The organism is uncultured Ramlibacter sp. (genome assembly GCF_936925435.1).
In the GTDB taxonomy this organism is placed as follows: Bacteria; Pseudomonadota; Gammaproteobacteria; order Burkholderiales; family Burkholderiaceae_C; genus Ramlibacter.
The window spans coordinates 62,865-86,820 of record NZ_CAKZHQ010000020.1; the positions used below are offsets into that span (position 1 = coordinate 62,865).

Consider the following 23,956-nt stretch of genomic DNA (forward strand, 5'->3'; position numbering starts at 1 on the left):
CTCACTTCGAATGGGAAAAGACAGACAGGCGCAAGCTGCACTCCATGGCCTCGCCGGGCGCGAGCACCCGCCAGCCGGTGTCGGCACGCGCCGCGGCCAGGTTGGCGGCGTCCGCCACATGCGAGACCGGCTCGACGCAGAAGTACGCTGCCGGACCCGGCCGATGCAAGACCAGGTGCTGCAGTGCGGTGGCCTGCAGCTCGATCGCCGGGCCGTCGGCCGCCACCATCCGCGCCTGGCCGTTCCACGCGCCGTAATAGCGCGTGCATTCGACCTCGGGCAAGGCTTTCGCCGATGCGTAGTCGTCCGCCGCACCGGTGGGCACCGGCGTGCTCGCGAGGAACTCGCTGTCCGCCGGCCAGACGCCGCACGCCTCGAACTGCAGGCTGTGCGCGAAGCGGGCCGGTACATAGGGATGGAAACCGCAGCCGCTGGGCATGGGCTCACTGTCCTCGTTGCTCACCCGCAAACTCAGCGAGAGACCTGCGGCGTCAAGCTCCACCAGCTGCTCGGCCCGGAACGCCCAGGGCCAGCCGTGGTCCCCCGCCACATGGACATAGGTCATGGTGGCGCGGTCCGCTGCGTGTTGCTCGAGAGACCATGGCCGCTGCTGGCTGACGCCGTGCAGCGCGTGCCGCTCGCCCGGGTGGAGTGGCATCTGCACCCGGCCCTGCGGCCCGGCCAGGCGGCCGTCGCGGATGCGGTTGGAGAACGGCACCAGGGGATAGCAGCCGGCCTTGGGCCACTGCGTGGATTCGAAACCGGTGGCGCGCACGGTGTCAGCAAGCGGCACCAGCCAGTCGATGGGTTCGCCCGCTGTGCCGACCGAACTGAGGCTGGTGATGCGCCCACCAGCAGCCGGCGCCAACGTCACGGCCAGCGCTGCGCAGCGCAGCGTGGTCTCGGGTGTCACGCTCAGATGCATCGCCGTCCGCTCACAGCTTCGAACTGCGGATGGTGACGTCTGGCCGCTGCAGCAGCGTCGGCGACAGCGCCAGGCCCAGGCCTGCGCCGGAGGGAACCGTTGCATAGCCGCCGTGCACGTCGGGCAACTGCGTCACGAGTTCGCGGTACCAGCCCGCCAGGTAGGCGCGCACCACTTCCTGCAGCACCACGTTGGTCGTGCTCATCGCCAGATGGAGTGAGGCCGTCAGCACGACCGGGCCGGTGCAGTCGTGCGGCGCGACCGGCTTGTGAAAGGCCTTGGCCAGGGCGGCGATCTTCTTGGCTTCCGAAAGACCGCCGACCCAGCCCAGGTCCAGCATCACGTAGTCCACCGCATTGTTCTTGAGCAGCTGGATGAATGGCTGAATAGTGGCCAGGGTCTCGCTGGCGCAGACCGGAATCCGGGTGCGAGACCGGAATTCGGCGATCGTGTCCAGATTGGACATCTGGACCGGGTCCTCGATCCAGTAGGGCTTGAACTCCTCCAGCGCCTGCGCGATCCGCACGGCCATGGGCAGGTTCCACATCGAATGGAGCTCCACCATGATGTCCATCTCGTGGCCGACGGCACGCCGGATTTCGCGGAACGGCTCGAGCGCGATGTCCAGGTCGCGGGCCGAGATCGCCTGCCCGCCGCTGGCCTGGGCGAAGGGATCGAAGGGCCAGATCTTCATCGCCTTGTAGCCCTCGGACAGCAGGCTTTCTGCCAGTGCCGCCGGACGCTTGACGAAGGCCACCTGGTCCTCGTAAGGCCCTTCGGGCGCGACGTCAGCGCTGGCCTGCGTCACCGACCGGCGCTGCGGGGCCTTGTTGTAGGTGTAGCCGGCGCAGGTGTTGTAGACCGGGACGCGCTCGCGCACGGCGCCGCCGAGCAACTGGTAGAGCGGCTGCTGCGTGGCCTGGCCGAACAGGTCCCACAGCGCGATGTCGACCGCCGAAGCGGCTCGCGTTTCGGCGCCGCTGCTGGCAAAGCCGATGTAGCCATACAGCAGGTGCTGGCTGTGGGCCTCGATGGCCAGCGGATCCTTTCCCAGCAGGTAGGGCGCGGCCAGTTCATGGATCTGCGCCTGCACGGCCTGGGCGCCCCGGAAGGTTTCGCCCAGGCCCACCAGGCCGGTGTCGGTGTGGACCTGCACCCACGCGATGTTGGGATAGGCGGCCGCGTGGACCGTGTCGACTTGCGTGATCTTCATGGGGGTCGGCCTCAGGCCGTCTTTGGATGTTCCTTGACGCGGCTGACCAGCTGCGTCGGGTTGACGAACTGCAGCGCGATCAGCAGCCAGACCAGCGTGACCGCCATGTAGACCATGGCCATCGCATCCACCGATTGCGGCGCGCGAACGCCCGCTGCGAAGACCGCGTAATACAGGGCCACCACCAGGGTCTGCGAATCGGGTCCCGCAGTCAGAAAGGTCAGCTCGAACATGCCAATGGTGCGCACCAGCACAAGCAGGGATGCCGCCAGGATGCCCGGCGCCAGCAGCGGCAACAGCACATGCCAGAACAGCTTGAAGGTGTTGGCGCCGAACACGCGGGCGGCGGATTCGAGGTTCGCGTCGATCTGTTCGATGAACGGCGTCATCACCAGGATCATGAACGGCACGGCCGGAATCATGTTCGCCAGGATCACGCCGAAGATGGTGCCGGCGATGTGGGCCTGGTACATCACGGTGGCCAGTGGAATGCCGTAGGTGATGGGCGGGATCATCAGCGGCAGCAGGAACAGCCCCATCAGCAGCTTCTTGCCGCGGAAGTTGCGCCGCGCCAGGGCGTAGGCCGCCGGCACGCCGATCAGGATGGACAGGAACACGACGGCGGCGACCACCTCTATCGTCACCCACAGCACGCTATCGAGCTGGAACTCCTTCCAGGCGGACTGGTACCAATTGAGCGTGTAGCCATCGGGCAGCCAGGTGCCCAGCCAGCGTTTGGCCACGGAACTTGTGCCGACCGCCGCCACCATGAGGGCGACATTGATGATGAAGAAGGCCATCACGAGGGCCATCAGCGACTTCCAGAGCTTCATCAGCAGGCGATGCGTATCCATGCTCAACCTTTCCCGCCGGAGACGGGTCCCCGATAAAACATGCCGCGCGCCCCCAGGACGGCTGCAACGACGATCAGTTGCACCACACCCATCAGCATCGCGACGGCCGAGGCCATGGAGTAGTCGTAGCGCTCGAAGGCCGCCTCATACGCCGCGATCGAGATCACGCGGGTGGCGCCGGCCGGCGATCCGAGCAGGACAGCCGATGGGAACACCGAGAAGGCCTGCACGAACGACAGCGCGAAGGCCATCGCCAGTCCCGGCACCAGCAGCGGCAGGTAGATATGCCGAAACTGGTTCCACGGCGATGCGCCCAGGGTCGAGGCGGCGCGCGGCAGGTTCGGGTCGATGCCGGTGATATACGACAGCGTGAGCAGGAACGCGAACGGAAAGCCCGAGATGACCAGGGAAATCAGCACGCCCCAGTAGTTGTGCGTCAGCCGGATCGGGCCTTCGTAGACATGCAGCCACTGGAGCGACTGCGACAGCCAGCCCTTGGGGCCGAAGTAGCTCAGCATGCCCTCGGCGATCAGGACTGTTCCCAGCGTCAGGGGAATCACGAGCAAGGTGGTGACAATTTTCTGGAAGCGGCTGCTGCGGCGCATCTGGTAGGCGATCGGCAGCGCCACGCCGACATTGATCACGGTGGCGGGGATGGCCAGCTTGAGCGTGGTCCACACCGTGTCGCGAAGGTTGTCGGTGGTGAAGAACTGCCTGTAGTTCGCCAGCCAGTCGCCTTCCATCGGACGGAACGACAACTGCAGGCCGTAGAGGAAGGGATAGACGAACAGCAACACCATGAACAACGTCGCCGGCACCAGCAGCAGCAGAGACCGGTCGAACGAGGACACTCTGGCGCTGCTCATGGCGCCACGCCCGCGGCTGCATCGACTGGATAGGCCAGCGCCTTGTGCGGCGCGATGGCCAGCGTGACCGCTTCGCCGACACGCAGGCGCGCCGTCGTGCGCACGATCAGCTTGAGGCCACCGGCCACCTCGACATCGACGATGTTGTCGTGGCCGCAGTATTCGACGTTGAGCACCTGGGCGGCGAAGCTGTTGTCCACCGGACCGGAAACGACATCGAATTCCTCGGGCCGGATGGCGAGCATCGCCTTGCCGCCTGTCAGCGGCTGCATCGCCCGCGCGGTCAGCGTCAGGCCGCTGCCACCGAGCTGCACCGACGCGCCGGGCGTCGAGCGCAAGTTCAGCTCCACCAGGTTGCGATAGCCCATGAAGCGGGCCACGTCCAGGTTGGCCGGCTCCGCGTAGATGCGCTGCGGCTGCGCAATCTGCTGGGCCACGCCGTCCTTCATGACGACCACGCGATCAGCCAGCGACAGCGCCTCATCCTGGTCATGCGTGACGTAAATCGTCGAGCGCCCCAGCTCGCGGTGAATGCGCCGGATCTCGGCGCGCATCTCCAGCCGCAGTTTGGCGTCGAGATTCGACAAGGGCTCGTCCATCAGCACCAGGGGTGGCTCGATGACGATGGCCCGGGCGATCGCCACCCGCTGCTGCTGCCCGCCGGACAGCTGGCCGGGCAGCTTGTGGGCCTGCGAATTGAGCTGGACCAGGTCCAGCGCGCGCTTGACGCGCTGCGCCGACTCGGCGGCGGGCACGCCGCGCATCGCCAGCCCGAACGCGACATTGCGCGCCACGCTCATGTGCGGAAACAGCGCGTAGTTCTGGAACACCATGCCAAAGCCGCGCTTTTCAGGCGGCAGCACGTCGATGCGCGTGTCGTCGAGCCAGATGCTGCCATCCGTCAGGGGCAGCAGGCCGGCCAGGCAATTGAGCGCCGTCGACTTGCCGCAGCCCGAAGGCCCGAGCAGCGCGATGAACTCGCCGCGCTTGACTGTCATGCTCAATGCATTGAGCGCAGTGAAGCTCTGCGCGCCCTTGCCCGCGGCAAAGCGGCGGGTGACGCCATCGAGGCGCAACTCGGAAAAGTTTGAAGTCATGGAGACGCAATCTCTGGAGGGGAATCAGCCGGCAGGCGCCCGCGTGGGCGCCTGCGGCGTCGGTCGGGCGCGCAACGCGCGCCGCGAATCACTTGGTCTTGCGCGCGCCGATGTCCTGGTCCCAGCGGCGGAACGCATCGACCATGGCCTTGGGCTCGAGCGGAACCGCGTGGGGGAACTGGGCCAGCCACTTGTCGTATTCAGGCCGTCCGAACTCCTTGATCACGTCCTGGCTTTCCTTGGGTGCCAGTGACAGCGGCACGTCCTTGACCGCAGGGCCAGGATAGAAATAGCCCTTGTCATAGGTCATCGCCTGCTGCTGCGGCTTGAGCAGGAACGCCATCATGTCCAGCACCACGGCCTGCTTCTCCGGCGGGACACCCTTGGGAATCACGATGTAGTGCGCGTCGTTGACCCAGGTCATACCCTTGAACGGCAGCACCTGGAAGTTCTTCGGCACGATGCCCAGCGCCCGGGGGTTGATGTCCCAGCCGGTCACCGTCAGCGTCATGTCGCGCGAGCCTTCACCCAGCTCCTTCATCAGGGCGCCGGTTCCCGTCGGGTAGTACTCGATGCAGGAATCGAGTTCCTTCAGATAGGCCCAGGTCTTTTCCCAGCCATTGTTCGGGTCGGCGGGATTCTTGTCACCCAGCAGATAGGGCAGGCCCATCATGAAGGTGCGGCCCGGGCCGGAGTTGGCGGGCCGCGCGTAGATCAGCTTGTTGGGATTGGCCTTGCACCAGGCCAGCAGCTCCTGCGGCGTCGTCGGCGGCGTCTTGACCTTGTCGGGGTTGAACTCGACCAGGGGGCCGGCCGGCATGAAGACGATGGCCAGGCCGTGGTCCTTGGCCAGCTGGTGCATCTTGTAGGCGCTGGGAAGGTAGTTCTCCTGCAGCTTGGGGAACTTCGCCGCGTGGTCGGGGAACAGCTTGACCCACAGGTTCATCTCCAGCCCGGCGGCGAGCGCATCGGTGCCGACAATGATCATGTCGATGTCACTGCGGCCCGCATTCTGCATGGCCTTGATCTTGGCCGGAATCTCGGGCGCGGGCGCCTTGGTGAAGGTGAACTTGGACACCAGCTTGGGGTTCTGCGCCTGGTAGGCCTCGAAAGCCCCCTGCGTTAGCGCCAGGTTGCCCGCGGCGTCGATCACGTTGATCACCACAGGAGCCTTGGGCAGCGCCTGCGCCTGGACCATGCCGATGCCGGCACAGCCCGCCGCCCCCAGGACGGCCGCGATGAGGGCGCGGCGATGCCGCGAGAGAGAAGTTTGGCGCATTCGAAAGTCTCCTGTTGGTGGCTTGGCAAGCGGCGATTTTGTAAGACAACTTTTTGGTTGTCATGCGGGTTTTCACTGAACCACGAAACCACTCCCTCACTGGAAGAAACAGGAACACGGGGAGATGGTGATGCACTGCTCTCGGTCAAACTGCGAACATCCGCTATAGTTGTCTGACAAAGACTCGCGGATACGCTTCAATGGCGGAACACTTGCTAGACGTGAACGGCGGCACATTGCCCGACCAGATCTACTCCCGGATGGTCGAGGCCATCCTGCGCGGGGACTACGCCGACTCGAAAAAGCTGCCCACGGAAAGCGATCTGGCCTCCCGCTTCGGGGTCTCGCGGCCGACTGTCCGCGAGGCGCTGTCGAGGCTGCGATCGGATGGAATCATCGAGTCCCGGCGCGGCTTTGGCAGCCACATCGTGCGCGCTCCGGGCACACCGGCATCGAGCATGCCTCCCATCAGGAACTATTCGGACATCGAGCGGTATTACGCCTACCGCACGGTTGTTGAATCGGGGGCGGCGGCCGCTGCTGCGGAATTTCGCACTGCCGACGACCTGGCGGCGATCAAAGCCTGCCTGGACGCGCAGACCCTGGCCATGGAGGGCGGAAACAAGGGCATCGAAGACGACGTCCGCTTCCATATGGCGGTTGCGCGGGCCTCGCACAACCAGTTCTTCGTGGCCGCCGTTGAAACCAGTGTCGCGCCCATCAGGCAATTCATGGAACTGGCGCGCAGCGTGCGGACGAAGATGACCATCGCGCGTGTCCGTCTGGTACAGATGGAGCACCAGCAGATCCTCGACGCCATCGACAAGCGTTCCCCGGTCGAGGCCGCCGAGGCAACACGGCTCCATATCCTCCACGCCAAGCGACGGATCTTCGACGCAGCGACATTGCGCTAGTTTCAGCGGCCGCGTCGGGCTTCGAACAGGCGCTGCAGCAGGCAGAAGGCGAACAGCAGGCCGCCGATGGCGATCCTGGTCCACCAGGAACTGAGCGTGCCGTCGAACATGATCAGGGTCTGGATGATGCCAAGCATGAGCACGCCGAACAGCGTGCCAAAGACATAGCCAAAGCCCCCCGACAGCAGCGTGCCGCCGATCACCACGGCGGCGATCGCGTCCAGTTCCAGGCCGATGGCGTGCAGGCCGTAGCCCGACAGCATGTAGAAGCTGAAAACCACGCCGGCCAGGGCCGAGCAAAAGCCACTGAGCGCATAGATGCCCACCAGGGTGGAGCGCACAGGCAGGCCCATCAGCACCGCCGACTGCTCATTGCCACCGATGGCGTAGACCGTGCGCCCGAACTGGGTGTAATGGGCGATCCAGATGCCGACCGCGACCACGCCCAGCGCGATGAGAGCACCGATGGAAATCGACGCGCCCGGCAGCATGGGAATCCGCGCCTCCGACACCTGGCTGAAAAAGCCGTTGGTGATGCTGATCGAGTCGATGCTGATCAGATAACACAGGCCCCGGGCCAGGAACATGCCAGCCAGGGTCACGATGAAGGGCTGCAGCCGGAAGCGCTGGATCAGCACGCCCTGCACTGCGCCAAATGCCGTCCCCAGCACGAGGACCAGGGGCAGGACCAGGGCCGGGCTGACCGCGTGGCGCTCGACCAGGGAGGCGCAGACCATGGTCGTCAGGGCGATCACCGAGCCCACCGACAGGTCGATGCCGCCGGACAGGATGACGAAAGTCATGCCGACGGCCACGATGCACAGGAAGGCGTTGTCGATCAGCAGGTTCAGGAACACCTGTGGCGAGAAGAAGCCGTCGTACAAGACCGAACCGAAGCTGGCCATGGCCACGAACAGCGCCATCGTGACCGCCAGGGGCAGGTACTTGGGAGCGATGCGCCGGTGCGCGGCGGCCGGCTGCGGCAACGGCATTGGCGTGATGTCCATGGCAGGGTTGGCGCTCATGATGCCATCGCCTCAGACCGCGGCCGGGCGCCTGGCCCAGCCGACGAGAGTGCGGCGAAATTCCGGGGACTGCAACAGCATCACGGCGAACACCACGCCGGCCTTGACCACCAGGTTGACCTCCGGCGGCACGCCCAGGGAGTAGATGGCGTAGGTCAGGGTCTGGATGATGAGAGCGCCGATCACGCTGCCAGCCAGGCTGAAGCGCCCCCCCGTCAGCGCCGTGCCGCCCAGGGTGACGGCCAGGATGGCGTCCAGCTCCATCAGCTGGCCGGCGTTGTTACCGTCGGCGCTCTTGACCGTGGAGCTGACGATCAGGCCAGCCGCCCCGGCGCAGACGCCGCAAAAGGCATAGACCCAGAAACTGATGCGGCGCGCCGGCAGGCCGGCCAGATGGGCAGCCGAGGGATTGATGCCCACGGCCTCGATGAACAGCCCCAGCGCCGTGCGCCGGGTGATCAGCAGCAAGGCGGCCAGCACGCCCATGGCCAGCCAGAACGGGAACGGCAAGCCCAGCAGGTAGCCGTTGCCGATAAAAAAGTAAGGCGCGTAGTAGACGGTGATGATCTGGCCGCCGGTCACCAGCTGGGCGATGCCCCGGCCGGCCACCATCAGGATCAGCGTGGCGATGATGGGCTGCATGCCGATCACCGAGACCAACAGGCCGTTCCAGGCGCCGCAGACCAGGGCGATGCCCAGGGCCACGGCGATCGCAAGCCACATGGGGAAACGGCTGACATGGGTGGGCACGCCGTCCACAACCACCAGCGAGCCGCCGATCATCCAGGCGGCGACGGCCGCCGCGATGGCCACGGTCGCGCCGACGGAAATGTCGATGCCGCGGGTGGCGATCACCAGCGTCATGCCCAGGGACACCAGGATCAGTGGCGCCGCCCCCTTGAGAATGTCGATGAGGCTGCCGTAGAGATGGCCCTCGCGCCATTCGATGTGCAGGAAGCTGCTGCTGAAAGCAGCGTTCAGACCCAGCAGCAGGAGCAAGGTGACCAGCGGCCAGAACAAGCGGTGCTGCAAGAAGCCTTTCATGCCTGCTCCGCGATCAGATGGTAGATGTCCTGCTCCGTGCAGCCGGCCGGCAGTTCCCCCAGCTTGCGCCGGTCGCGCAGCACGGCGATGCGGTGCGACACGCGCACCACCTCGTCGATCTCGGACGAGATGAAGAGCACGGCCATGCCCTCCCCGGCCAGCCGCAGAATCTCGTCCATGATCTCCTGCTTGGCCGCCACGTCCACGCCGCGCGTGGGCTCGTCCAGGATCAGCAGGCGTGGCCCGGTGGCCAGCCAGCGGGCCAGCAAGGCCTTCTGCTGGTTGCCGCCCGAAAGCTGGCCCATGGGCGTGTCGATATCCGCCGTTTTGATGCCCAGGGTCTGGACAAAGCCTTCGGCCAGGCGCGACTGCTCGGGCAGCGGCAGGCGGCTCCACATGCCGCGCCGCGCCTGCAAGGCCAGTACGATGTTTTCCCGCACGGACAAGCCGGCCACGATGCCGTCGGTCTTGCGGTCCTCCGGCAGCATGGCCATGCCCAGCCGCACAGCGGCAGCTGGACTGGCCACACGGATGGGCCGGCCCCAAACATGCAGAGCGCCGGTATCGGGCTGGCGCAGGCCAAACAGCAGCTGGGCCAGCTCGGTGCGCCCCGACCCCAGCAGGCCGGCCAGGCCCAGCACCTCGCCAGCGCGCAGCGCCAGGTCGGTGGGCTGCAGCATGCCCTTGCGGCCCACGTCGCGCAGCTCGAACTCGGCCTCACTGCCCTCGGCCTCGCCGGGCGGCGCCGAGGCCAGGCGCCGCGCCGCCAGCTCGCGCCCCACCATGGCGGCGATCAGGGCGGGCTCGGGCAGGTCCTGCGCCGGCCACTCGCCGACAAACTCGCCATTGCGCAACACCGTGATGCGGTCCGACAAGGCATAGACCTGGTCCAGGAAATGGGTGACGAAGAGGATGGCCATGCCCTCCTCGCGCAGCCGGCGCAACACGGCGAACAGCCGCTGCACCTCCTCCTCGTCCAGGCTGGAGGTGGGCTCGTCCAGCACCAGCACCTTGGCCGAGACGCTCAAGGCGCGGGCGATGGCCACCATCTGCTGCACCGCCACCGGGTAGGCGGAAAGCAGGCGGCTGACATCGATGTCCAGGTTCAGGCGCGCCAGCAGCGCCTTCGCATCGCGGTTCATGGCCGCCCAGTCGATGCGCCAGGCCTTGCGCGGGTAGCGCCCGGCGAAGATGTTCTCCGCCACCGACAGATTGGGGCAGAGGTTGACCTCCTGGTAGACCGTGCTGATACCGATGCGCTGCGCCTCCAGCGGAGAGCGCGGCGCAATGGGCTGTCCCTCGAGCACCATGGTGCCGGCATCGAGCGCGTGGACGCCGGTCAGCAGCTTGATCAGGGTGGACTTGCCGGCGCCGTTCTGTCCCATCAGGGCATGGACCTCGCCGGGAAACAGGCGCAGGCCGGCCCCGCTCAGGGCGCGCACGCCGGTGAAGCTCTTGTGGATCCCGCCCAGCTCCAGCAGCGGGCGGGCGTCGGCCGTTGCCGGGGGCATCAATCAGTACTTGCGCTTGGGAAATTCCTTGGCCGCGACTTCCATCGGGAAGATCCCTTCCTCGGTGACGATGCGCTTGGGCACGGGCTTGCCGGCCACCACCTCCTTGACCGCCTTCATCAGCTGCGGCCCCAGCAGCGGACTGCATTCCACGCTGACATTGAGCTTGCCCTGCATCATGGCCTCGAAGGCGCCCTTCACTGCGTCGATGGAGATGATGATGATGTCCTTGGCCGGCTTGAGGCCCGCTTCCTCGATGGCCTGGATGGCGCCGATGGCCATGTCGTCGTTGTGCGCATACAGCACATTGATCTTCTTGGCGTCGGACTTGAGGAAGGCCTGCATCACTTCCTTGCCCTTGGCCCGGGTGAAGTCGCCGGTCTGGCTGCGCAGGATCTTGAATTTCGGGTCGGCCTTGATGACTTCCTCAAAGCCCTTCTTGCGGTCGATCGCGGGGGCCGAGCCCACCGTGCCCTGCAGTTCGACGATGTTGACCTCGCCCTTGTTGTCCTTCATCTTCTCGACCAGCCAGCGGCCGGCCTTGCGGCCTTCTTCCAGGAAGTCCGAGCCCATGAAGGTGACGTAGAGCGAGTCATCCTTGGTGCTCACCGCCCTGTCCGTCAGGATCACCGGGATCTTGGCGGCCTTGGCCTCCTTGAGCACCGTCTCGAAGCCGGTTTCCACCACAGGCGAGAAGGCGATCACGTCCACCTTCTGGGCGATGAAGGAGCGGATGGCCTTGATCTGGTTCTCCTGCTTTTGCTGCGCGTCGGCGAACTTCAGGTCGATGCCGGCCTCCTTGGCCGCCGACTTGACCGACTCGGTGTTGGCGGTGCGCCATTCGCTTTCGGCGCCGATCTGGCTGAAGCCCAGGGTGATCTTCTTCTGGCCGAAGGCCAGCGGCATGGTGACGGCCAGGGTCAGGGCGGCGGCGCCCTGGATGGCGGTGCGGCGGTTGCTTTGCATGTCGTCGTCTCCTCGTTGGTGGTTGCGGGATGGGAACGGGGGCCGGGTCAGGCGTAGGTATAGGCCGTCTTGACCGTGGTGTAAAACTCGGCGGCATGGCGGCCCTGCTCGCGCGGACCGTGGCTCGACGCCTTGCGCCCGCCGAAGGGCACGTGGTAGTCGACGCCGGCGGTGGGCAGGTTGACCATGACCATGCCGGCCTGGGCATGGCGCTTGAAATGCGTCGCGTGCTTCAGGGAGCTGGTGCAAACACCGGCGCACAGGCCATACTTCGTGTCGTTTGCCAAGGCCAGCGCATGCTCGTAGCCGTCGGCCACCAGCAGGGCCGCGACCGGACCGAAGATCTCTTCGCGCGCCACCCTGTGCTCCGGTGCGGCCAGGAACAGCGCCGGACTCATGAAATAGCCCTTGCTCTCGCATTCCACCAGTTGGCCGCCGGTGATGTGTTCAGCGCCCTCCTGGCGGGCGATTTCCAGCCAGGCCTGGTTTTGCTCCAGTTGCGGCCGGCTGGCCACCGGGCCGATGTCGATGCCGCGCGCCAGGGCCGGCCCGACCTTGAGCTGTTTCATGCGCTCGAGCAGCCGGCCCAGGAAGTCGCCATGGATGCGCCGCTCGACGATGATGCGGCTGGAGGCCGTGCAGCGCTGGCCGGTGGAGAAGAAGGCGCCATTGACGGCGCACTCCACGGCGCGGTCCAGGTCGGCATCGGCCAGCACCACCAGCGGGTTCTTGCCGCCCATCTCCAGTTGCACCTTGGCGCCGCGGGCCGATGTGCGCTGCAGCACCTGGGCGCCCGTGGCCTCGGAGCCGGTGAAGCTGATCGCGTCGACCAGGGGACTGTCGAGCAGCGCCTGGCCGACCTGGCGGCCGCTGCCATTGACCAGGTTGAACACGCCGGCCGGCAAGCCCGCCCGGCTCAGGATCTCGGCCAGGGCCCAGCCGCAGGCCGACACCAGTTCGGCGGGCTTGAACACCACGGCGTTGCCATAGGCCAGGGCTGGCGCGATCTTCCAGGCCGGGATGGCCAGCGGAAAATTCCAGGGGGCGATGATGCCCACCACGCCCACCGGCTCGCGTGTCACCTCCACGTCGATGTCGGGTCGCACCGAGGCCATCTTTTCGCCGCTGATGCGCAGCGCCTCGCCGGCAAAGAACTTGAAGATCTGGCCGGCCCGCGCCGCCTCACCGACCGCTTCGGGCAAGGTCTTGCCCTCTTCACGGGCCAGCAGTTCGCCCAGTTCGTCCTTGCGCGCCAGGATTTCGCTGCCGACAAAGTCCAGCGCATCGGCGCGGCGTTGCGGCGTGGTGTGGGCCCAGGTGGCGGCGCCATCGCTGGCCGCGCGGATCGCCTGCTGGGTCTGGCGCGCATCGGCGCGGGCGTACTCGGCCACCGGACTGCCCAGGTCCGAGGGGTTCTCGCTGGCGCCGGTGGTCGCGCCGGTCTCCCAGCGCCCGTTGATGAAATTCCTGAGCATGGACTGCATGGCATCGGTCTTCAAAGTGAAGCGGATGCTAGGCAATCGAAGCATGCCTGCCCAATAGCGATTCAGGCCTGAGCGATACCGGATTCCGGATTCTCGAAAACCCTAGGAACCCCTCACCCGCCCCTACGGATATACGCCTAGTGCTCCGTAGAGCCTTAGCGATATAAAGTTTCGAATCATGGAAAACCCCAGGGCGGCCTCACGCAGATGATCAATTACTCGCATTGGTTCATCCGCGCCCGCCTGAAGACCCGCCAGTTGCTGCTGCTGGTCGCGCTGGCCGAGGAAGGCAACATCCACCGCGCGGCCGAGGTGCTGAGCATGACCCAGCCGGCCGCCTCCAAGCTGCTCAAGGACATCGAGGACGTGCTGGGCGTGCAACTGTTCGATCGCCTGCCGCGCGGCATGCGTCCCACGCCGTATGGCGAGGTGATGATCCGCCACGCAAGGGTGGCGCTGTCCAGCCTGAACCAGGCCCACGACGAGGTGCAGGCGCTCAAGGGCGGCCACTTCGGTCAGGTGAGCCTGGGCACCATCACCACGCCCGCCCTGACGCTGCTGCCCCGGGCCATCTCCCGCGTCAAGCAGTCCCATCCCACGCTGCGGATCTCGGTCCAGGTCGAAACCAGCGACGTGCTGATGGAGCGGCTGGCCCAGGGCAAGCTGGAAATCCTGACGGCGCGGCTGTTCGCCCAGCACGACAAGACGGCATTGCGCTTCGAAGCCCTGGCGGAGGAGCCGGCGGTGGCCGTGGTGCGTCCCGGCCACCCGCTGCTGTCGGCGGGCAAGCTGACGCTGCGCGACCTGGGCGGCTGGGGCTGGATCGTGCCGCCCGAAGGCAGCGTCTTGCGGCATCGCTTCGACCTGATGTTCAGCGAGGCCGCCATGGACGCGCCAATCAACCTGATCGAGACCACCGCGCTGATGTTCATGACCAAGATGATCGGCGACAGCGACATGATCGGCCTGCTGGCGGGCGACGTGGGGCACTACTACGCAAGGCACAAGCTGGTGGCGCTGCTGCCGATCGCCCTGCCCTGCCGCATGGACGCCTTCGGGCTGATCACGCGCACCGACCGGCCCCTGTCGCCGGCCGGCCAGGTGATGCTCGCTGCGATCAAGACGGCGGCCGCGCAAACCTATGGCGTGCCGCTCGATGCGCCGCAAGCGCCAGCGGCCTGAGTCCCGCTACTTGTTCTTCTTTTCCTTCTTGCCATTGTTCTTCTTTTCCTGCCCTGGCGCGTCGCCCTTCTTGCCCTTCGAGTTGCCGCTATTGCCCGGGGCGTTGGCGTCGTCGTAGCGCTCCCTGGCGTTGTCGCGCGTCTCGACGGTGGAGCGCTGCCGCGCGGGCTGGGTCGATGCGGACTGCGCGGCGGCAATCACGGCCTGCATCAGCGCCAGGGCCACGCACAGTGGGGCAATGACTTTCATCGGGTCTCCTTGGTTTCGGCGGGCCGAGCCGGACGGCGCGGCCGCCGCGGGGCGGGACCTCAGACTAAGCCAGGCCGGCGGGCGGGTCAAGCAATGCCGTCTGTGCCGCACAGGCCCTATTCCGAATATCTGACTCTGTCAATGCGATGTAGGGGCGGTGACAAGCGCTGTCTCTGTCGCCCGACACGGACCATAATTCGCTGGCATAGATACCGACAATTCGTCCGGGCAGATCCGGCTACATCTCTCGCGTAAGTACTCCTCCCCGGAAAGGATGGCAAATATGAGCATTGATGAGACCAACGAGGTCGATCGCCAGAAGCGCCGCGCCGATCTGATGGACGTACTGATACGCGCCGGCCTCATTCTGGCCCTGGCGGTACTGTGCTTCGAGGTCTTTTCCCCATTCCTGACCTTGATGGCCTGGGCGCTGATCCTGGCGGTGACGCTTTATCCGATGCATCAGAAACTTGCCAGGAAAGTCGGCGGCAAGCAGGGCCTGTCGGCCACGATCCTGGTGCTGGCGGGCTGCGTGCTGCTCATCGCGCCCAGCGCCGCACTGATGAACTCTCTGGCCGACTCGGTCCATACGACGATCGAGAAGGTGCAGAAGAACGAGGTGGAGATTCCACCGCCCCGCGACAGCGTCGCCGAATGGCCGCTGGTCGGCAAGAAGATCCACGCGGTGTGGGTGAAGGCGCACGCCGACTTGCCGGCCTTCATCAGCAGCATGCAGCCGAAGATCGGCAATATCGCCAAGGGTGCGCTGGGGATGGTGGCCGGCATCGCCGGCGGGCTGCTCGGCTTTCTCGCCTCGCTGATCGTCGCCGGCATCATGATGGCTTTCGGCAAGGGGGGGGCCCAGGCCTGCCTTGCCATCTTCGAGCGCATCGTCGGCCCGACCAAGGGCGCCGAATTCGCCAAGCTGTCCACGGCCACCATCCGTGCGGTCGCCCAGGGGGTGATCGGCGTCGCCTTCATCCAGGCCATCGTCGTCGGTCTCTGCCTGCTGCTTGCCAGCGTGCCCTGGGCCGGCGTGCTGGCCGTCATCGTGCTGGTGCTGGGCATCGCCCAGGTTCCGGCGATCCTGATCACCCTGCCGGCGATCGGCTACATCTGGAGCACCGAGGGCTACGGCAATGTCGAGGCGATCGTCTACACGGTGCTCCTGTTCGTGGCCGGCATGGCCGACAACGTGCTCAAGCCGCTGATGCTGGGCCGCGGCGTCGATGCGCCGATGCCCGTCATCCTGCTCGGCGCGCTGGGCGGCATGGCCGTGGGAGGGATCCAGGGCATGTTCGTCGGTGCCACCCTGCTGGCGCTGGGCTACCAGATCTTCAAGGGCTGGGTCGTCGATCCGGCCACCTGAGAACGGCAAGACTGGACCACCGAGCACTGCGCATCGATGCCGGCCCGATCGAAGTACCCCCGACCGAGCCGACTCGTGACGGCGCTGGCGGCCGGCCTGCTTAGCGCCTGCACGACGGTGGGGCCCAACTTCAGCCGCCCCGAGGTGCCCTGGCTAGCGGACTGGTCCCCGAGCGCGACGACGGGCAAGTCCGCGCAAGCGCAGCCCAAGCGGGCCGAGACCGAGGTCTGGTGGAGCCACTTCAAGGACCCGGTGCTCGATCAGCTGATCGCCGAGGCGCAGCGGCGCAATGTCGGCGTGCGCGTGGCCGGCCTGCGCATTCTCGAAGCCAGGGCGCAGTTGGGCATTGCCGGCAGCACCCGCTTCCCGCAGGTCCAGCAGGTGACCGGCGAAGCGCTGCGGGTCAGGTCCGGCAACTCGAGCGGCGCCGAAACAACCGCATCGACGGCGGGCATCGGCGCCAGCATCGCCTGGGAGATCGATTTCTGGGGCAAGTTCCGGCGCGGCATCGAAGCCGCCGACGCCAACTATCTGAGCAGCATCGCCCAATACGATGACGCCCAGGTGCTGGTGGCGGCGCAGACGGCGAGCCTGTACAGCTCGGTCCGCACGATCGAGCTGCGCCTGACGATCGCGCAGGAGAACGCCGCGTTGCAAAAACGCAGCATGGAGATCACCGAGCGCCTGTTCAAGAGCGGCAACGAGTCGGAACTCGACGTGCAGCAGGCCAAGTCGCAGTACCTCAGCACCCTGGCGACGATCCCCGATCTCGAGGGCAGCCTGCGCCAGACCCAGAATGCCCTGAGCATCATGCTGGCCCGGCCGCCGGGTGCGATCGCGGAAATGGACGCCGGGCGCGCGAAGATCCCGCTGGCCAATCTGGACGTGGTGGTCGATCTGCCCGCCGAGCTGCTGCGCCGGCGCCCTGATGTGCGCACGGCCGAGATGCTGCTGGCCGCGCAGTCCGCGCTGATCGGCGTCAGCGAGGCGGCGCTCTACCCCTCGATCGCACTGGTGGGCTCGATGGGCCTGTCGGCGAACTCGAAGAACTGGTCGATGCGCACCTTGGACTGGGCCCTGGGGCCGGCGCTGGTGTGGAATATCTTCGATTACGGGCGGCTGAAGAATCAGATTCTGGTGGAAGACGCACGTTTCCAGCAGTTGCACGAGAACTATCTGGACACGGTGCTGCGTGCCGCCCGCGAAATGGACGACGCCGCGATTGGCTTCGCCAAGGGTCGGGTCCAGGTCGATATCCTGCGGGAAGCGGTGCAGGCCGCCCGGCGCTCGCTGGACATCGCCAACATCCAGTACCGCGAGGGTCTGGTCGATTTTCAGCGCGTGCTCGATGCGCAGCGCACCCTGTTCAGCCAGCAGGACAGGCTGGTAGGCACCCAGGGCGGCGTCACGCAAAGCCTTGTTTCGCTGTACAAGGCAGTAGGCGGGGGCTGGCAGGCCGGGCGCACCCAGCCGCTGCTCGACGACGCCACCCGCGAGACGATGGCCAAGCGCAGCAGCTGGCAGGGGCTGCTCGACGCGCCGCTGCCGCCACCATCGGCCGAGGATTCCTCGGCCTCACAGCAGGAGGCTCAATGACGCAAGACGCCACGCCGGCAGCGCCCGTCGCTGCCCCCGCTCCAGACGCCGCCGGACGAGGGACCCGTATCGGCACCATCGTCCTGTTGCTGCTGATTGGGCTCAGCCTCATTCTCTACTTCGCCGGCGACCGCCTGACGCCCTACACCTCGCAGGCCCGCATCCAGGCCTTTGTCGTGCCGGTGGCCGGCGAGGTCGGCGGCAAGATCCTGAAGGTGCACATTCGCAACGACGATGTGGTCAAGCCCGGGCAGCTGCTGTTCGAGATCGACCCGAACCAGTATGCGATCGCGCTGCAGCGCGCCCGCTCCGACTATGAATCGCTGCGCGGTTCGATCGGCGCGTCGGCCGCCGGCGTTGACGCTGCCCGCGCCTCCCTGCGCGCCGCCAAGGCCAACCAGGACATGGCAGCGCGCGACGCCAGCCGGCTGGAGCGCCTGCACCAGGAGGACCCCGGCGCGATCTCGGTGCGCCGACTGGAAATCGCGCAATCGACACGCGAGGAATCGATCGGAAAGACGCTCAGATCCGAGGCCGATCTGCGCAAGGCCATCGAAGCGGCGGGTTCGCCCGGCGAGGACAACACGCAGATGGTCAGCGCGAAGACGGCGATCGAGAAGGCCGAGCTCGACCTGGCGCGCACCAAGGTGCTGGCGCCGGCCGCCGGCACCGTCACCGACCTGCGGGTGGACATTGGCCAGTTCGTTCAGCCCGGCGCGCCGATGATGACCCTGATCGCGCGGCACGACCTCTGGATCAATGCGGCGATGACCGAGAACAATCTGGGCAATATCAGGCCCGGCAACGAGGTCGAGATCGCGCTCGATGTGATGCCCGGCAAGATCCTCAAAGGGCGGGTGCGCAGCATCGGCAGCGGCGTGGGCAGCGGGCAGCAATCGCCGCCGGGCACCCTGCCAACGGTCGAGAACAACCGCGACTGGCTGCGGCAGGCGCAACGCATCCCGGTGATGATCGAGTTCCAGCCCGGCGAAATCGACGGCCTGCGTGGCCTGCCCAGCCTGCGCATTGGCGGCCAGGCCGAGGTGCTGGTCTATACGGGGGACCGGGCCATCATGAATCCGCTGGGCGCGCTCTACATCCGCGTCATGAGCTGGCTGTCCTACCTCTATTGAGGTGATGATGCACGCCCGCGACAAGGGGGTCTTGCGGCTGAGCATCGGCCTCGGCCTTGCCGGCGCCCTGGCCTATGGCTTTGCGCTGCCCATCCCCTTCGTCAGCTGCGTGCTCGCCGTGATCGTGCTGAGCAAACCCGGGCCGCCGCTGCCGCTGATCAAGGGGCTCATCGTCGCGCTGCTGTTTGCCGGCTTCGTCCTCGCGGGCGTGTTGATGGTGCCGGTGCTCGAGCACTACGCTTTCGCCGGCATCCTGATCACGGCCCTGGTCGTGTTCGGCCTGATCCAGGTCGGCCAACTCAGCGGCAGCCCGGCGACGATGCTGCTGCTGATCTCCTTCGTGCTGATCCCGGTGGCTGGCGTGGCCGACCAGGCGCTGGTGTCGCTGCTGAGCGTCTCGCTGGCGGTCGGCTTTGCGGTCGGCACCCTGGTGAGCATCGTCTCCGGCCATCTGTTCCCCGATCCGGTGGACGCCAGCCAGGCCGGCAAGCCGCAGCGGCCGCCGCCCGACCGCGGCCATGCAAGATGGATCGCCCTGCGCACCGTCGCCATCGTGATGCCCGTCTTCGTGCTGGCGCTGAGCAATCCCTCGGCCTACACGGCCGCCGTCATGAAGACCGTCGCCCTGGGCCAGCAGGCCAGCGAACTGGACGCACGCTCGGCCGGCCGCGAGCTGATCGGCTCGACCCTGATGGGGGCCTTTGTCGCGGGGGCGGTCTGGTGCGGCCTGTCGCTGTGGCCCACGCTCTGGATGCTGGTGCTGTGGCTGATGGCCGCGGCGCTGTGGACCGGTGCGGCCATGTTCCGCACGCGCAAGACGCGCTCGCGCCCCTCGTTCTGGAGCAATGCGCTGGTCACCGCGCTGATCCTGCTGGGTCCGGCGATCGAGGACAGCGCCAGCGGCAAGAGCGTATTGCTGGGGGCCGCGATGCGGACCAGCCTGTTCATCGGCGTGGCGCTCTACGCCTGGGCCGTCATCTGGCTGCTCGAACGCTGGCGCGGCTCGCGCAAGCCGGTTCTGGCGGCCTTACCACCTGAAGGAGATATCGCATGATCTTTACCGTCCTGCTGGTCGGGCTGCCCGTCATGCTGCTGTGCCTGATCCTGGAGGTGTTCACCACCTGGTGGTGCATACGCATGTACATCCGACAGGTCACCAGTGAGCATCCACCGGGCATCTTCATCGAGGTGCGCCCGCTGCTGACGGCCATGCTGGCCATGACGGCGGCCACCCTCGTGCAGATCCTGATCTGGGCAACGCTGTTCCTGTTGCTGGGCGAGTTTTCCGAGTTCTACGAAGCCGCTCACCACTCGGCGGTGAATTTCACCTCGCTGGGCTACGGGGACTTCGTGATGGCCAAGCGCTGGAAGCTGCTCGGCCCGCTGGAAGCGCTCAACGGCGTGCTGATGCTGGGCATGACCGCTTCCAGCCTGATGGCGATCCTGCAACACATGATCAGGACGCGCTCCAAGGCGCTGTCGGCCTGAAGCCATAGTCAAGCCCTTGGATGGAGCTGTCGGCCCGCGAGGCTTAGCAGGCCAGTGAGCCGCTGTTCATAATGGCCGTTTTCGCAGCTTCCCAAACCGCCATGAACCCTTCTGCCATCTATCCCAGCCTGCGCGATCGCGTCGTCCTGATCACCGGCGGTGCCACCGGCATCGGCGCCTGCCTGGTGGAGCGTTTCGCTGCCCAAGGCGCGAAAGTGGGCTTCATCGACATCGACCGGGACGCAGGCACGGCGCTGGCGCACAAGCTCTCTGCCAGCCTCCACCCGCCCCTGTTCGTCGCGTCCGACCTGACGCAGATCAGCGCACTGGACGCGGGGATCCAGACCGTGCGCCAACGCTTCGGCCCCATCCGCGTGCTGCTGAACAACGCGGCCAACGACCGCCGCCACAGCATCGAGGAGACGACGCCGGAAAGCTGGGACGCCGGTGTCGCCGTCAACCTCAAGCACCAGTTCTTCGCGGCCCGCAACGTCGCGGCCGACATGCGGGCAGCCGGCGGCGGCAGCATCGTCAATTTCGGTTCCATCAGCTGGATGCTCAAGCAGGGCGGCATGCCGGTCTACACCACGTCCAAGGCCGCGGTCCAGGGGCTGACGCGCAGTCTGGCGCGCGACTTCGGTCCCTTCAACATCCGCGTCAACACCCTGGTGCCGGGCTGGGTGATGACGGACAAGCAGTTGCGCCTGTGGGTCACGGAGACGTCGAAAGAAGAGATTGCGCGCGGCCAGTGCCTCAACCAGCCGCTGATGCCCGAGCACATCGCCGCGATGGCCTTGTTCCTGGCCTCGGAAGACAGCGCCATGTGCACGGCGCAGGACTTCGTGGTTGACGGAGGCTGGGTGTGAAGCCCAGCCTGCTGGTCGACGCCCAGGCCCGGCTGGGGGAATGCGCCCTGTGGTGCGACCGCACTGCCAGCCTGTGGTGGACCGACATCGAGGCCCGCAGCATCAGCCGGCGTTCAGCGGATGGGAGCATCCAGCACTGGCCCCTGCCAGAGAAGGTCGGCAGCTTTGCGTTTTGCGAGGCCGATGGGCGCTTGCTGGTCGGCCTGGCCAGTGGCATTGCCCTGTTCGACCCCGCCGACGGCAGCGTGTCCGGCTTGACCGCCATGGACTGGGGCGTGGCCGGCGCCCGCATCAATGACGGCCGCTGCGACCGCCAGGGCCGCTTCGTGTTTGGCCTGTACCACGCCGCGGAAACGCCGGTCTGTCACTTCTACCGGGTCGGTCCCGGCCTGCAGGTCGAACGCCTGCCCTTGCCGCCAGCCGGCGTGGCCAACAGCATCGCGTTCAGCCCCGACGGGGCCACCATGTACTACACGGACTCGCCGCTGCGCACCATCTTCAGCCTGGCCTATGGCGCGGACGGCAGCCTGGGCGAACCCCGGCCCTTCGTGAAGCTGTCCTCAACCGAAGGCTTTGCCGATGGCTCCGCGGTGGACGCCGACGGCGGCCTGTGGAACGCGCAGTGGGACGGCTCCTGCCTGGTGCGCTACGCAGCGGACGGCCAGGAGACGCAGCGCATCACCCTGCCGGTGTCGCGCCCCACCTGTCCGGCTTTCGGCGGCCCGGATCTGGGCGACCTGTACCTGACCACGGCGCGCATCGGCCTGGACGCCGGGGCACTGGAGCGCCAGCCGCAGGCCGGCGGCGTGTTCGCCATGCAGCCGGGCCGGCGCGGCCTGCCGGAAGAGCGCTTTCGCACCGCATGAGCGTCGCCGGCATCACCCGTCGCGACTACGGCGTTCTGGCCGACGGCCAGCGGGTTGAGGAGTTCACGCTGGACAACGGCCACGGCCTGTCGCTGAGCACGATCAACCTGGGCGGCATCGTCACCAGCCTGCGGGTGCCGGACCGCCAGGGCCATAGCGCCAGCGTCGTGCTGGGCCTGCCCACGCTGGAGGACTACGAGACGCGCAACCCCAACTTCGGCATCATCGTCGGCCGTTATGGCAACCGCATCGCCGGCGGCCGCTTCAGCCTGGACGGCCAGCAGTTCTTCCTGCCCACCAACAACGGGCCCAACACCTTGCACGGCGGGCCCATCGGATTCGGCAAGCGCTGGTGGGATGTGCAAGCCCTGCTGCCAGGACCGGACGGTAGCGTCTCTCTCGAACTGCGGCTGGACAGCGCCGATGGCGACCAGGGCTTTCCCGGCCGGCTGCAGGCCCGCGTGCGCTACACGCTGACCGTCCGGCAGGAGTGGCGCATCGACTACCACGCTGTCTGCGACCGCAGCACCGTCGTCAACCTGACCCATCACGATTACTTCAACCTGGCCGGCGGCGGCAGCATCCTGGACCACAGGCTGACCATCCCGGCCGAGCGCTATTGCCCGGTCGATGCCGGCCTGATTCCGCTGGGCACCGAGGCAGTGGCGGGCACGCCTTTCGACTTCCGCACCGCCACGGCCATCAGCCAACGCATCCGCCAGCCCCATCCCCAACTGCTGCGCGCCCGCGGCTACGACCACAACTGGGAACTGGCCTCACCGCTGGCCAATGGCATGCGCCAGGCCGCCCTGCTGGAGCACCCCGCATCGGGCCGGTCCCTGGAGATCCACACCGACCAGCCCGGGCTGCAGTTCTATTCCGGCAATTTCCTCGATGGCAGCCTGGCCGGCAGCGCCGGACTGGCCATCCGCCAGGGCGACGGCCTGTGCCTGGAGACCCAGCATTTCCCCGACGCGCCCAACCAGAGCGCCTTCGCGTCCACCGTGCTGCGACCGGGCGAGACCTATGCCAGCACCACCGTGCACCGCTTCGGCCTTTGCGCCGATTGACCTGGGAGAACGCCATGACGACCACTGCCCGCCGCTACCAAGGCGTCTTTCCCGTGGTGCCGACCACCTTCGATGAGCAAGGCGCGCTGGACCTGGACAGCCAGAAGCGCTGCGTCGACTTCATGATCGATGCCGGCTCCGACGGCCTGTGCATCCTGGCGAATTTCTCCGAGCAGTTCGTGCTGTCGGACCAGGAGCGGGAAGTCCTGACCGCGACCATCCTTCGCCACGTGGCCGGACGGGTGCCCGTGATCGTCACCACCACCCACTTCGGCACGCGCGTGTGCGCTGAGCGTTGCCGCCGCGCCCAGCAGGAAGGCGCGGCCATGGTGATGGTGATGCCGCCCTACCACGGCGCTTCCATCCGCGTGCCCGAGCCGCAGATCCACGGCTTCTATGCCGCCCTGTCGGACGCCATAGCCATCCCCATCATGGTCCAGGACGCGCCGGTCAGCGGCACCGTGCTGTCGGCGCCCTTCCTGGCCCGCATGGCCAGTGAGATCGAGCATGTGCGCTACTTCAAGATCGAGACCCCAGGCGCGGCCAGCAAACTGCGCGAACTGATCCGCCTGGGTGGCGACGCCATCGAAGGTCCCTGGGACGGTGAGGAGGCGATCACCCTGCTGCCCGACCTGGAAGCCGGCGCCACCGGCGCCATGACAGGCGGCGGCTACCCGGACGGCATCCGTCAGATCATGGACGCCTGGCGGGCCGGGCGGGCGGACGACGCCGCCGCGGCCTACGCGCGCTGGCTGCCCTTGATCAATTACGAAAACCGCCAGGGCGGCATCCTGACGGCCAAGGCCTTGATGAAGGAAGGCGGTGTCATCGCCTGCGAAGCGCCGCGCCACCCCTTCCCGGCCATGCATCCTGCCGTGCGCGAGGGACTGCTGCGCACCGCCCGCAGCCTGGACCCGCTGGTGCTGCGCTGGGGCCGCTGACAGCGGCGGCCGGCCCCC

General features: G+C 66.9%; 23 protein-coding genes. 11 read left to right on the forward strand and 12 right to left on the reverse strand.

Annotated elements, in window-relative coordinates; all coding sequences use genetic code 11:
* Position 1: 1 nt before the first annotated feature.
* From Q0632_RS09870 to Q0632_RS09895, 6 genes are all read right to left on the reverse strand, one after another.
* A complete protein-coding gene (locus tag Q0632_RS09870; RefSeq protein ID WP_298928223.1) occupies positions 2-925 on the reverse strand; it encodes an aldose 1-epimerase in 924 nt (307 codons plus the stop codon).
* Positions 926-935: 10 nt separating this feature from the next.
* Positions 936-2,138: a mandelate racemase/muconate lactonizing enzyme family protein gene (locus Q0632_RS09875; protein WP_298928226.1), complete on the reverse strand. Its 1,203-nt coding sequence runs from the start codon at positions 2,136-2,138 to the stop codon at positions 936-938.
* Between the two features lie 11 nt (positions 2,139-2,149).
* On the reverse strand, positions 2,150-2,992 hold the full coding sequence (locus Q0632_RS09880; RefSeq protein ID WP_298928229.1) for an ABC transporter permease: 843 nt from the start codon (positions 2,990-2,992) through the stop codon (positions 2,150-2,152).
* A 2-nt stretch (positions 2,993-2,994) separates the two neighbouring features.
* The gene (locus tag Q0632_RS09885) at positions 2,995-3,858 is read right to left on the reverse strand and encodes an ABC transporter permease (protein WP_298928233.1); all 864 of its coding nucleotides are present in this window, start codon (positions 3,856-3,858) and stop codon (positions 2,995-2,997) included.
* On the reverse strand, positions 3,855-4,955 hold the full coding sequence (locus Q0632_RS09890) for an ABC transporter ATP-binding protein (protein ID WP_298928236.1): 1,101 nt from the start codon (positions 4,953-4,955) through the stop codon (positions 3,855-3,857). The genes Q0632_RS09885 and Q0632_RS09890 overlap by 4 nt, the downstream gene beginning before the upstream one ends.
* Positions 4,956-5,043: 88 nt before the next feature.
* Positions 5,044-6,153 (reverse strand): extracellular solute-binding protein, encoded by a 1,110-nt coding sequence (locus Q0632_RS09895; RefSeq protein WP_298928332.1) that lies wholly within the window; start codon positions 6,151-6,153, stop codon positions 5,044-5,046.
* A 302-nt stretch (positions 6,154-6,455) separates the two neighbouring features.
* On the opposite strand from Q0632_RS09895, the gene Q0632_RS09900 reads away from it, so the two are divergent.
* A complete protein-coding gene (locus Q0632_RS09900; RefSeq protein WP_298928239.1) occupies positions 6,456-7,148 on the forward strand; it encodes a FadR/GntR family transcriptional regulator in 693 nt (230 codons plus the stop codon).
* Between the two features lie 2 nt (positions 7,149-7,150).
* Here the strand turns inward: Q0632_RS09900 and yjfF are convergent, their stop codons facing one another.
* The 5 genes from yjfF to Q0632_RS09925 all read right to left on the reverse strand — a co-directional run bounded on the left by yjfF (position 7,151) and on the right by Q0632_RS09925 (position 13,223).
* Complete coding sequence (gene yjfF, locus Q0632_RS09905; RefSeq protein WP_298928335.1) at positions 7,151-8,155, reverse strand: galactofuranose ABC transporter, permease protein YjfF; 1,005 nt, start codon at positions 8,153-8,155, stop codon at positions 7,151-7,153.
* A 30-nt stretch (positions 8,156-8,185) separates the two neighbouring features.
* Complete coding sequence (locus tag Q0632_RS09910; RefSeq protein ID WP_298928242.1) at positions 8,186-9,217, reverse strand: ABC transporter permease; 1,032 nt, start codon at positions 9,215-9,217, stop codon at positions 8,186-8,188.
* Complete coding sequence (locus Q0632_RS09915; RefSeq protein ID WP_298928245.1) at positions 9,214-10,728, reverse strand: sugar ABC transporter ATP-binding protein; 1,515 nt, start codon at positions 10,726-10,728, stop codon at positions 9,214-9,216. Before Q0632_RS09915 ends, Q0632_RS09910 begins: the two co-directional genes overlap by 4 nt.
* 3 nt (positions 10,729-10,731) lie before the next feature.
* Positions 10,732-11,634: an ABC transporter substrate-binding protein gene (locus Q0632_RS09920; RefSeq protein ID WP_298928338.1), complete on the reverse strand. Its 903-nt coding sequence runs from the start codon at positions 11,632-11,634 to the stop codon at positions 10,732-10,734.
* A 107-nt stretch (positions 11,635-11,741) separates the two neighbouring features.
* Positions 11,742-13,223 carry an aldehyde dehydrogenase family protein gene (locus Q0632_RS09925; protein ID WP_298928248.1) on the reverse strand — a complete coding sequence of 494 codons (1,482 nt, stop codon included), beginning with the start codon at positions 13,221-13,223 and terminating at the stop codon, positions 11,742-11,744.
* A gap of 162 nt (positions 13,224-13,385) precedes the next feature.
* Between Q0632_RS09925 and Q0632_RS09930 the strand changes: the two genes are divergently transcribed.
* Positions 13,386-14,360 (forward strand): LysR family transcriptional regulator, encoded by a 975-nt coding sequence (locus Q0632_RS09930; RefSeq protein WP_298928251.1) that lies wholly within the window; start codon positions 13,386-13,388, stop codon positions 14,358-14,360.
* A 6-nt stretch (positions 14,361-14,366) separates the two neighbouring features.
* Here Q0632_RS09930 and Q0632_RS09935 read toward each other — a convergent pair whose 3' ends face one another.
* Positions 14,367-14,609, reverse strand: a complete 243-nt coding sequence (locus Q0632_RS09935; protein ID WP_298928254.1) for a hypothetical protein — start codon at positions 14,607-14,609, stop codon at positions 14,367-14,369.
* A gap of 283 nt (positions 14,610-14,892) precedes the next feature.
* Between Q0632_RS09935 and Q0632_RS09940 the strand changes: the two genes are divergently transcribed.
* The 9 genes from Q0632_RS09940 to Q0632_RS09980 all read left to right on the forward strand — a co-directional run bounded on the left by Q0632_RS09940 (position 14,893) and on the right by Q0632_RS09980 (position 23,938).
* Positions 14,893-15,978, forward strand: a complete 1,086-nt coding sequence (locus Q0632_RS09940; RefSeq protein ID WP_298928257.1) for an AI-2E family transporter — start codon at positions 14,893-14,895, stop codon at positions 15,976-15,978.
* Positions 15,979-16,053: 75 nt separating this feature from the next.
* Positions 16,054-17,574 carry an efflux transporter outer membrane subunit gene (locus Q0632_RS09945; protein WP_298928260.1) on the forward strand — a complete coding sequence of 507 codons (1,521 nt, stop codon included), beginning with the start codon at positions 16,054-16,056 and terminating at the stop codon, positions 17,572-17,574.
* A complete protein-coding gene (locus Q0632_RS09950) occupies positions 17,571-18,707 on the forward strand; it encodes an HlyD family secretion protein (RefSeq protein WP_298928265.1) in 1,137 nt (378 codons plus the stop codon). Before Q0632_RS09945 ends, Q0632_RS09950 begins: the two co-directional genes overlap by 4 nt.
* A gap of 4 nt (positions 18,708-18,711) precedes the next feature.
* Complete coding sequence (locus Q0632_RS09955) at positions 18,712-19,761, forward strand: hypothetical protein (RefSeq protein ID WP_298928268.1); 1,050 nt, start codon at positions 18,712-18,714, stop codon at positions 19,759-19,761.
* Positions 19,758-20,195 (forward strand): ion channel, encoded by a 438-nt coding sequence (locus Q0632_RS09960; RefSeq protein WP_298928276.1) that lies wholly within the window; start codon positions 19,758-19,760, stop codon positions 20,193-20,195. The genes Q0632_RS09955 and Q0632_RS09960 overlap by 4 nt, the downstream gene beginning before the upstream one ends.
* 71 nt (positions 20,196-20,266) lie before the next feature.
* The gene (locus Q0632_RS09965; protein ID WP_298928279.1) at positions 20,267-21,061 is read left to right on the forward strand and encodes an SDR family NAD(P)-dependent oxidoreductase; all 795 of its coding nucleotides are present in this window, start codon (positions 20,267-20,269) and stop codon (positions 21,059-21,061) included.
* Positions 21,058-21,927 (forward strand): SMP-30/gluconolactonase/LRE family protein, encoded by an 870-nt coding sequence (locus Q0632_RS09970; protein ID WP_298928282.1) that lies wholly within the window; start codon positions 21,058-21,060, stop codon positions 21,925-21,927. Before Q0632_RS09965 ends, Q0632_RS09970 begins: the two co-directional genes overlap by 4 nt.
* Positions 21,924-22,997: an aldose epimerase family protein gene (locus Q0632_RS09975; protein WP_298928285.1), complete on the forward strand. Its 1,074-nt coding sequence runs from the start codon at positions 21,924-21,926 to the stop codon at positions 22,995-22,997. Before Q0632_RS09970 ends, Q0632_RS09975 begins: the two co-directional genes overlap by 4 nt.
* A 14-nt stretch (positions 22,998-23,011) precedes the next feature.
* On the forward strand, positions 23,012-23,938 hold the full coding sequence (locus tag Q0632_RS09980) for a dihydrodipicolinate synthase family protein (RefSeq protein WP_298928287.1): 927 nt from the start codon (positions 23,012-23,014) through the stop codon (positions 23,936-23,938).
* Positions 23,939-23,956: the final 18 nt, after the last annotated feature.

Coding starts and splice junctions, on each gene's coding strand:
- Q0632_RS09870 (WP_298928223.1), bottom strand. CDS start 925: ATGCATCTGAGCGTGACACCCGAGACCACGCTGCGCTGCGCAGCGCTG.
- Q0632_RS09875 (WP_298928226.1), bottom strand. CDS start 2,138: ATGAAGATCACGCAAGTCGACACGGTCCACGCGGCCGCCTATCCCAAC.
- Q0632_RS09880 (WP_298928229.1), bottom strand. CDS start 2,992: ATGGATACGCATCGCCTGCTGATGAAGCTCTGGAAGTCGCTGATGGCC.
- Q0632_RS09885 (WP_298928233.1), bottom strand. CDS start 3,858: ATGAGCAGCGCCAGAGTGTCCTCGTTCGACCGGTCTCTGCTGCTGCTG.
- Q0632_RS09890 (WP_298928236.1), bottom strand. CDS start 4,955: ATGACTTCAAACTTTTCCGAGTTGCGCCTCGATGGCGTCACCCGCCGC.
- Q0632_RS09895 (WP_298928332.1), bottom strand. CDS start 6,153: ATGGTCCAGGCGCAGGCGCTGCCCAAGGCTCCTGTGGTGATCAACGTG.
- yjfF (WP_298928335.1), bottom strand. CDS start 8,155: ATGGACATCACGCCAATGCCGTTGCCGCAGCCGGCCGCCGCGCACCGG.
- Q0632_RS09910 (WP_298928242.1), bottom strand. CDS start 9,217: ATGAAAGGCTTCTTGCAGCACCGCTTGTTCTGGCCGCTGGTCACCTTG.
- Q0632_RS09915 (WP_298928245.1), bottom strand. CDS start 10,728: ATGCCCCCGGCAACGGCCGACGCCCGCCCGCTGCTGGAGCTGGGCGGG.
- Q0632_RS09920 (WP_298928338.1), bottom strand. CDS start 11,634: ATGCCGCTGGCCTTCGGCCAGAAGAAGATCACCCTGGGCTTCAGCCAG.
- Q0632_RS09925 (WP_298928248.1), bottom strand. CDS start 13,223: ATGCTTCGATTGCCTAGCATCCGCTTCACTTTGAAGACCGATGCCATG.
- Q0632_RS09930 (WP_298928251.1), top strand. CDS start 13,386: ATGATCAATTACTCGCATTGGTTCATCCGCGCCCGCCTGAAGACCCGC.
- Q0632_RS09935 (WP_298928254.1), bottom strand. CDS start 14,609: ATGAAAGTCATTGCCCCACTGTGCGTGGCCCTGGCGCTGATGCAGGCC.
- Q0632_RS09940 (WP_298928257.1), top strand. CDS start 14,893: ATGAGCATTGATGAGACCAACGAGGTCGATCGCCAGAAGCGCCGCGCC.
- Q0632_RS09950 (WP_298928265.1), top strand. CDS start 17,571: ATGACGCAAGACGCCACGCCGGCAGCGCCCGTCGCTGCCCCCGCTCCA.
- Q0632_RS09955 (WP_298928268.1), top strand. CDS start 18,712: ATGATGCACGCCCGCGACAAGGGGGTCTTGCGGCTGAGCATCGGCCTC.
- Q0632_RS09960 (WP_298928276.1), top strand. CDS start 19,758: ATGATCTTTACCGTCCTGCTGGTCGGGCTGCCCGTCATGCTGCTGTGC.
- Q0632_RS09965 (WP_298928279.1), top strand. CDS start 20,267: ATGGCCGTTTTCGCAGCTTCCCAAACCGCCATGAACCCTTCTGCCATC.
- Q0632_RS09975 (WP_298928285.1), top strand. CDS start 21,924: ATGAGCGTCGCCGGCATCACCCGTCGCGACTACGGCGTTCTGGCCGAC.
- Q0632_RS09980 (WP_298928287.1), top strand. CDS start 23,012: ATGACGACCACTGCCCGCCGCTACCAAGGCGTCTTTCCCGTGGTGCCG.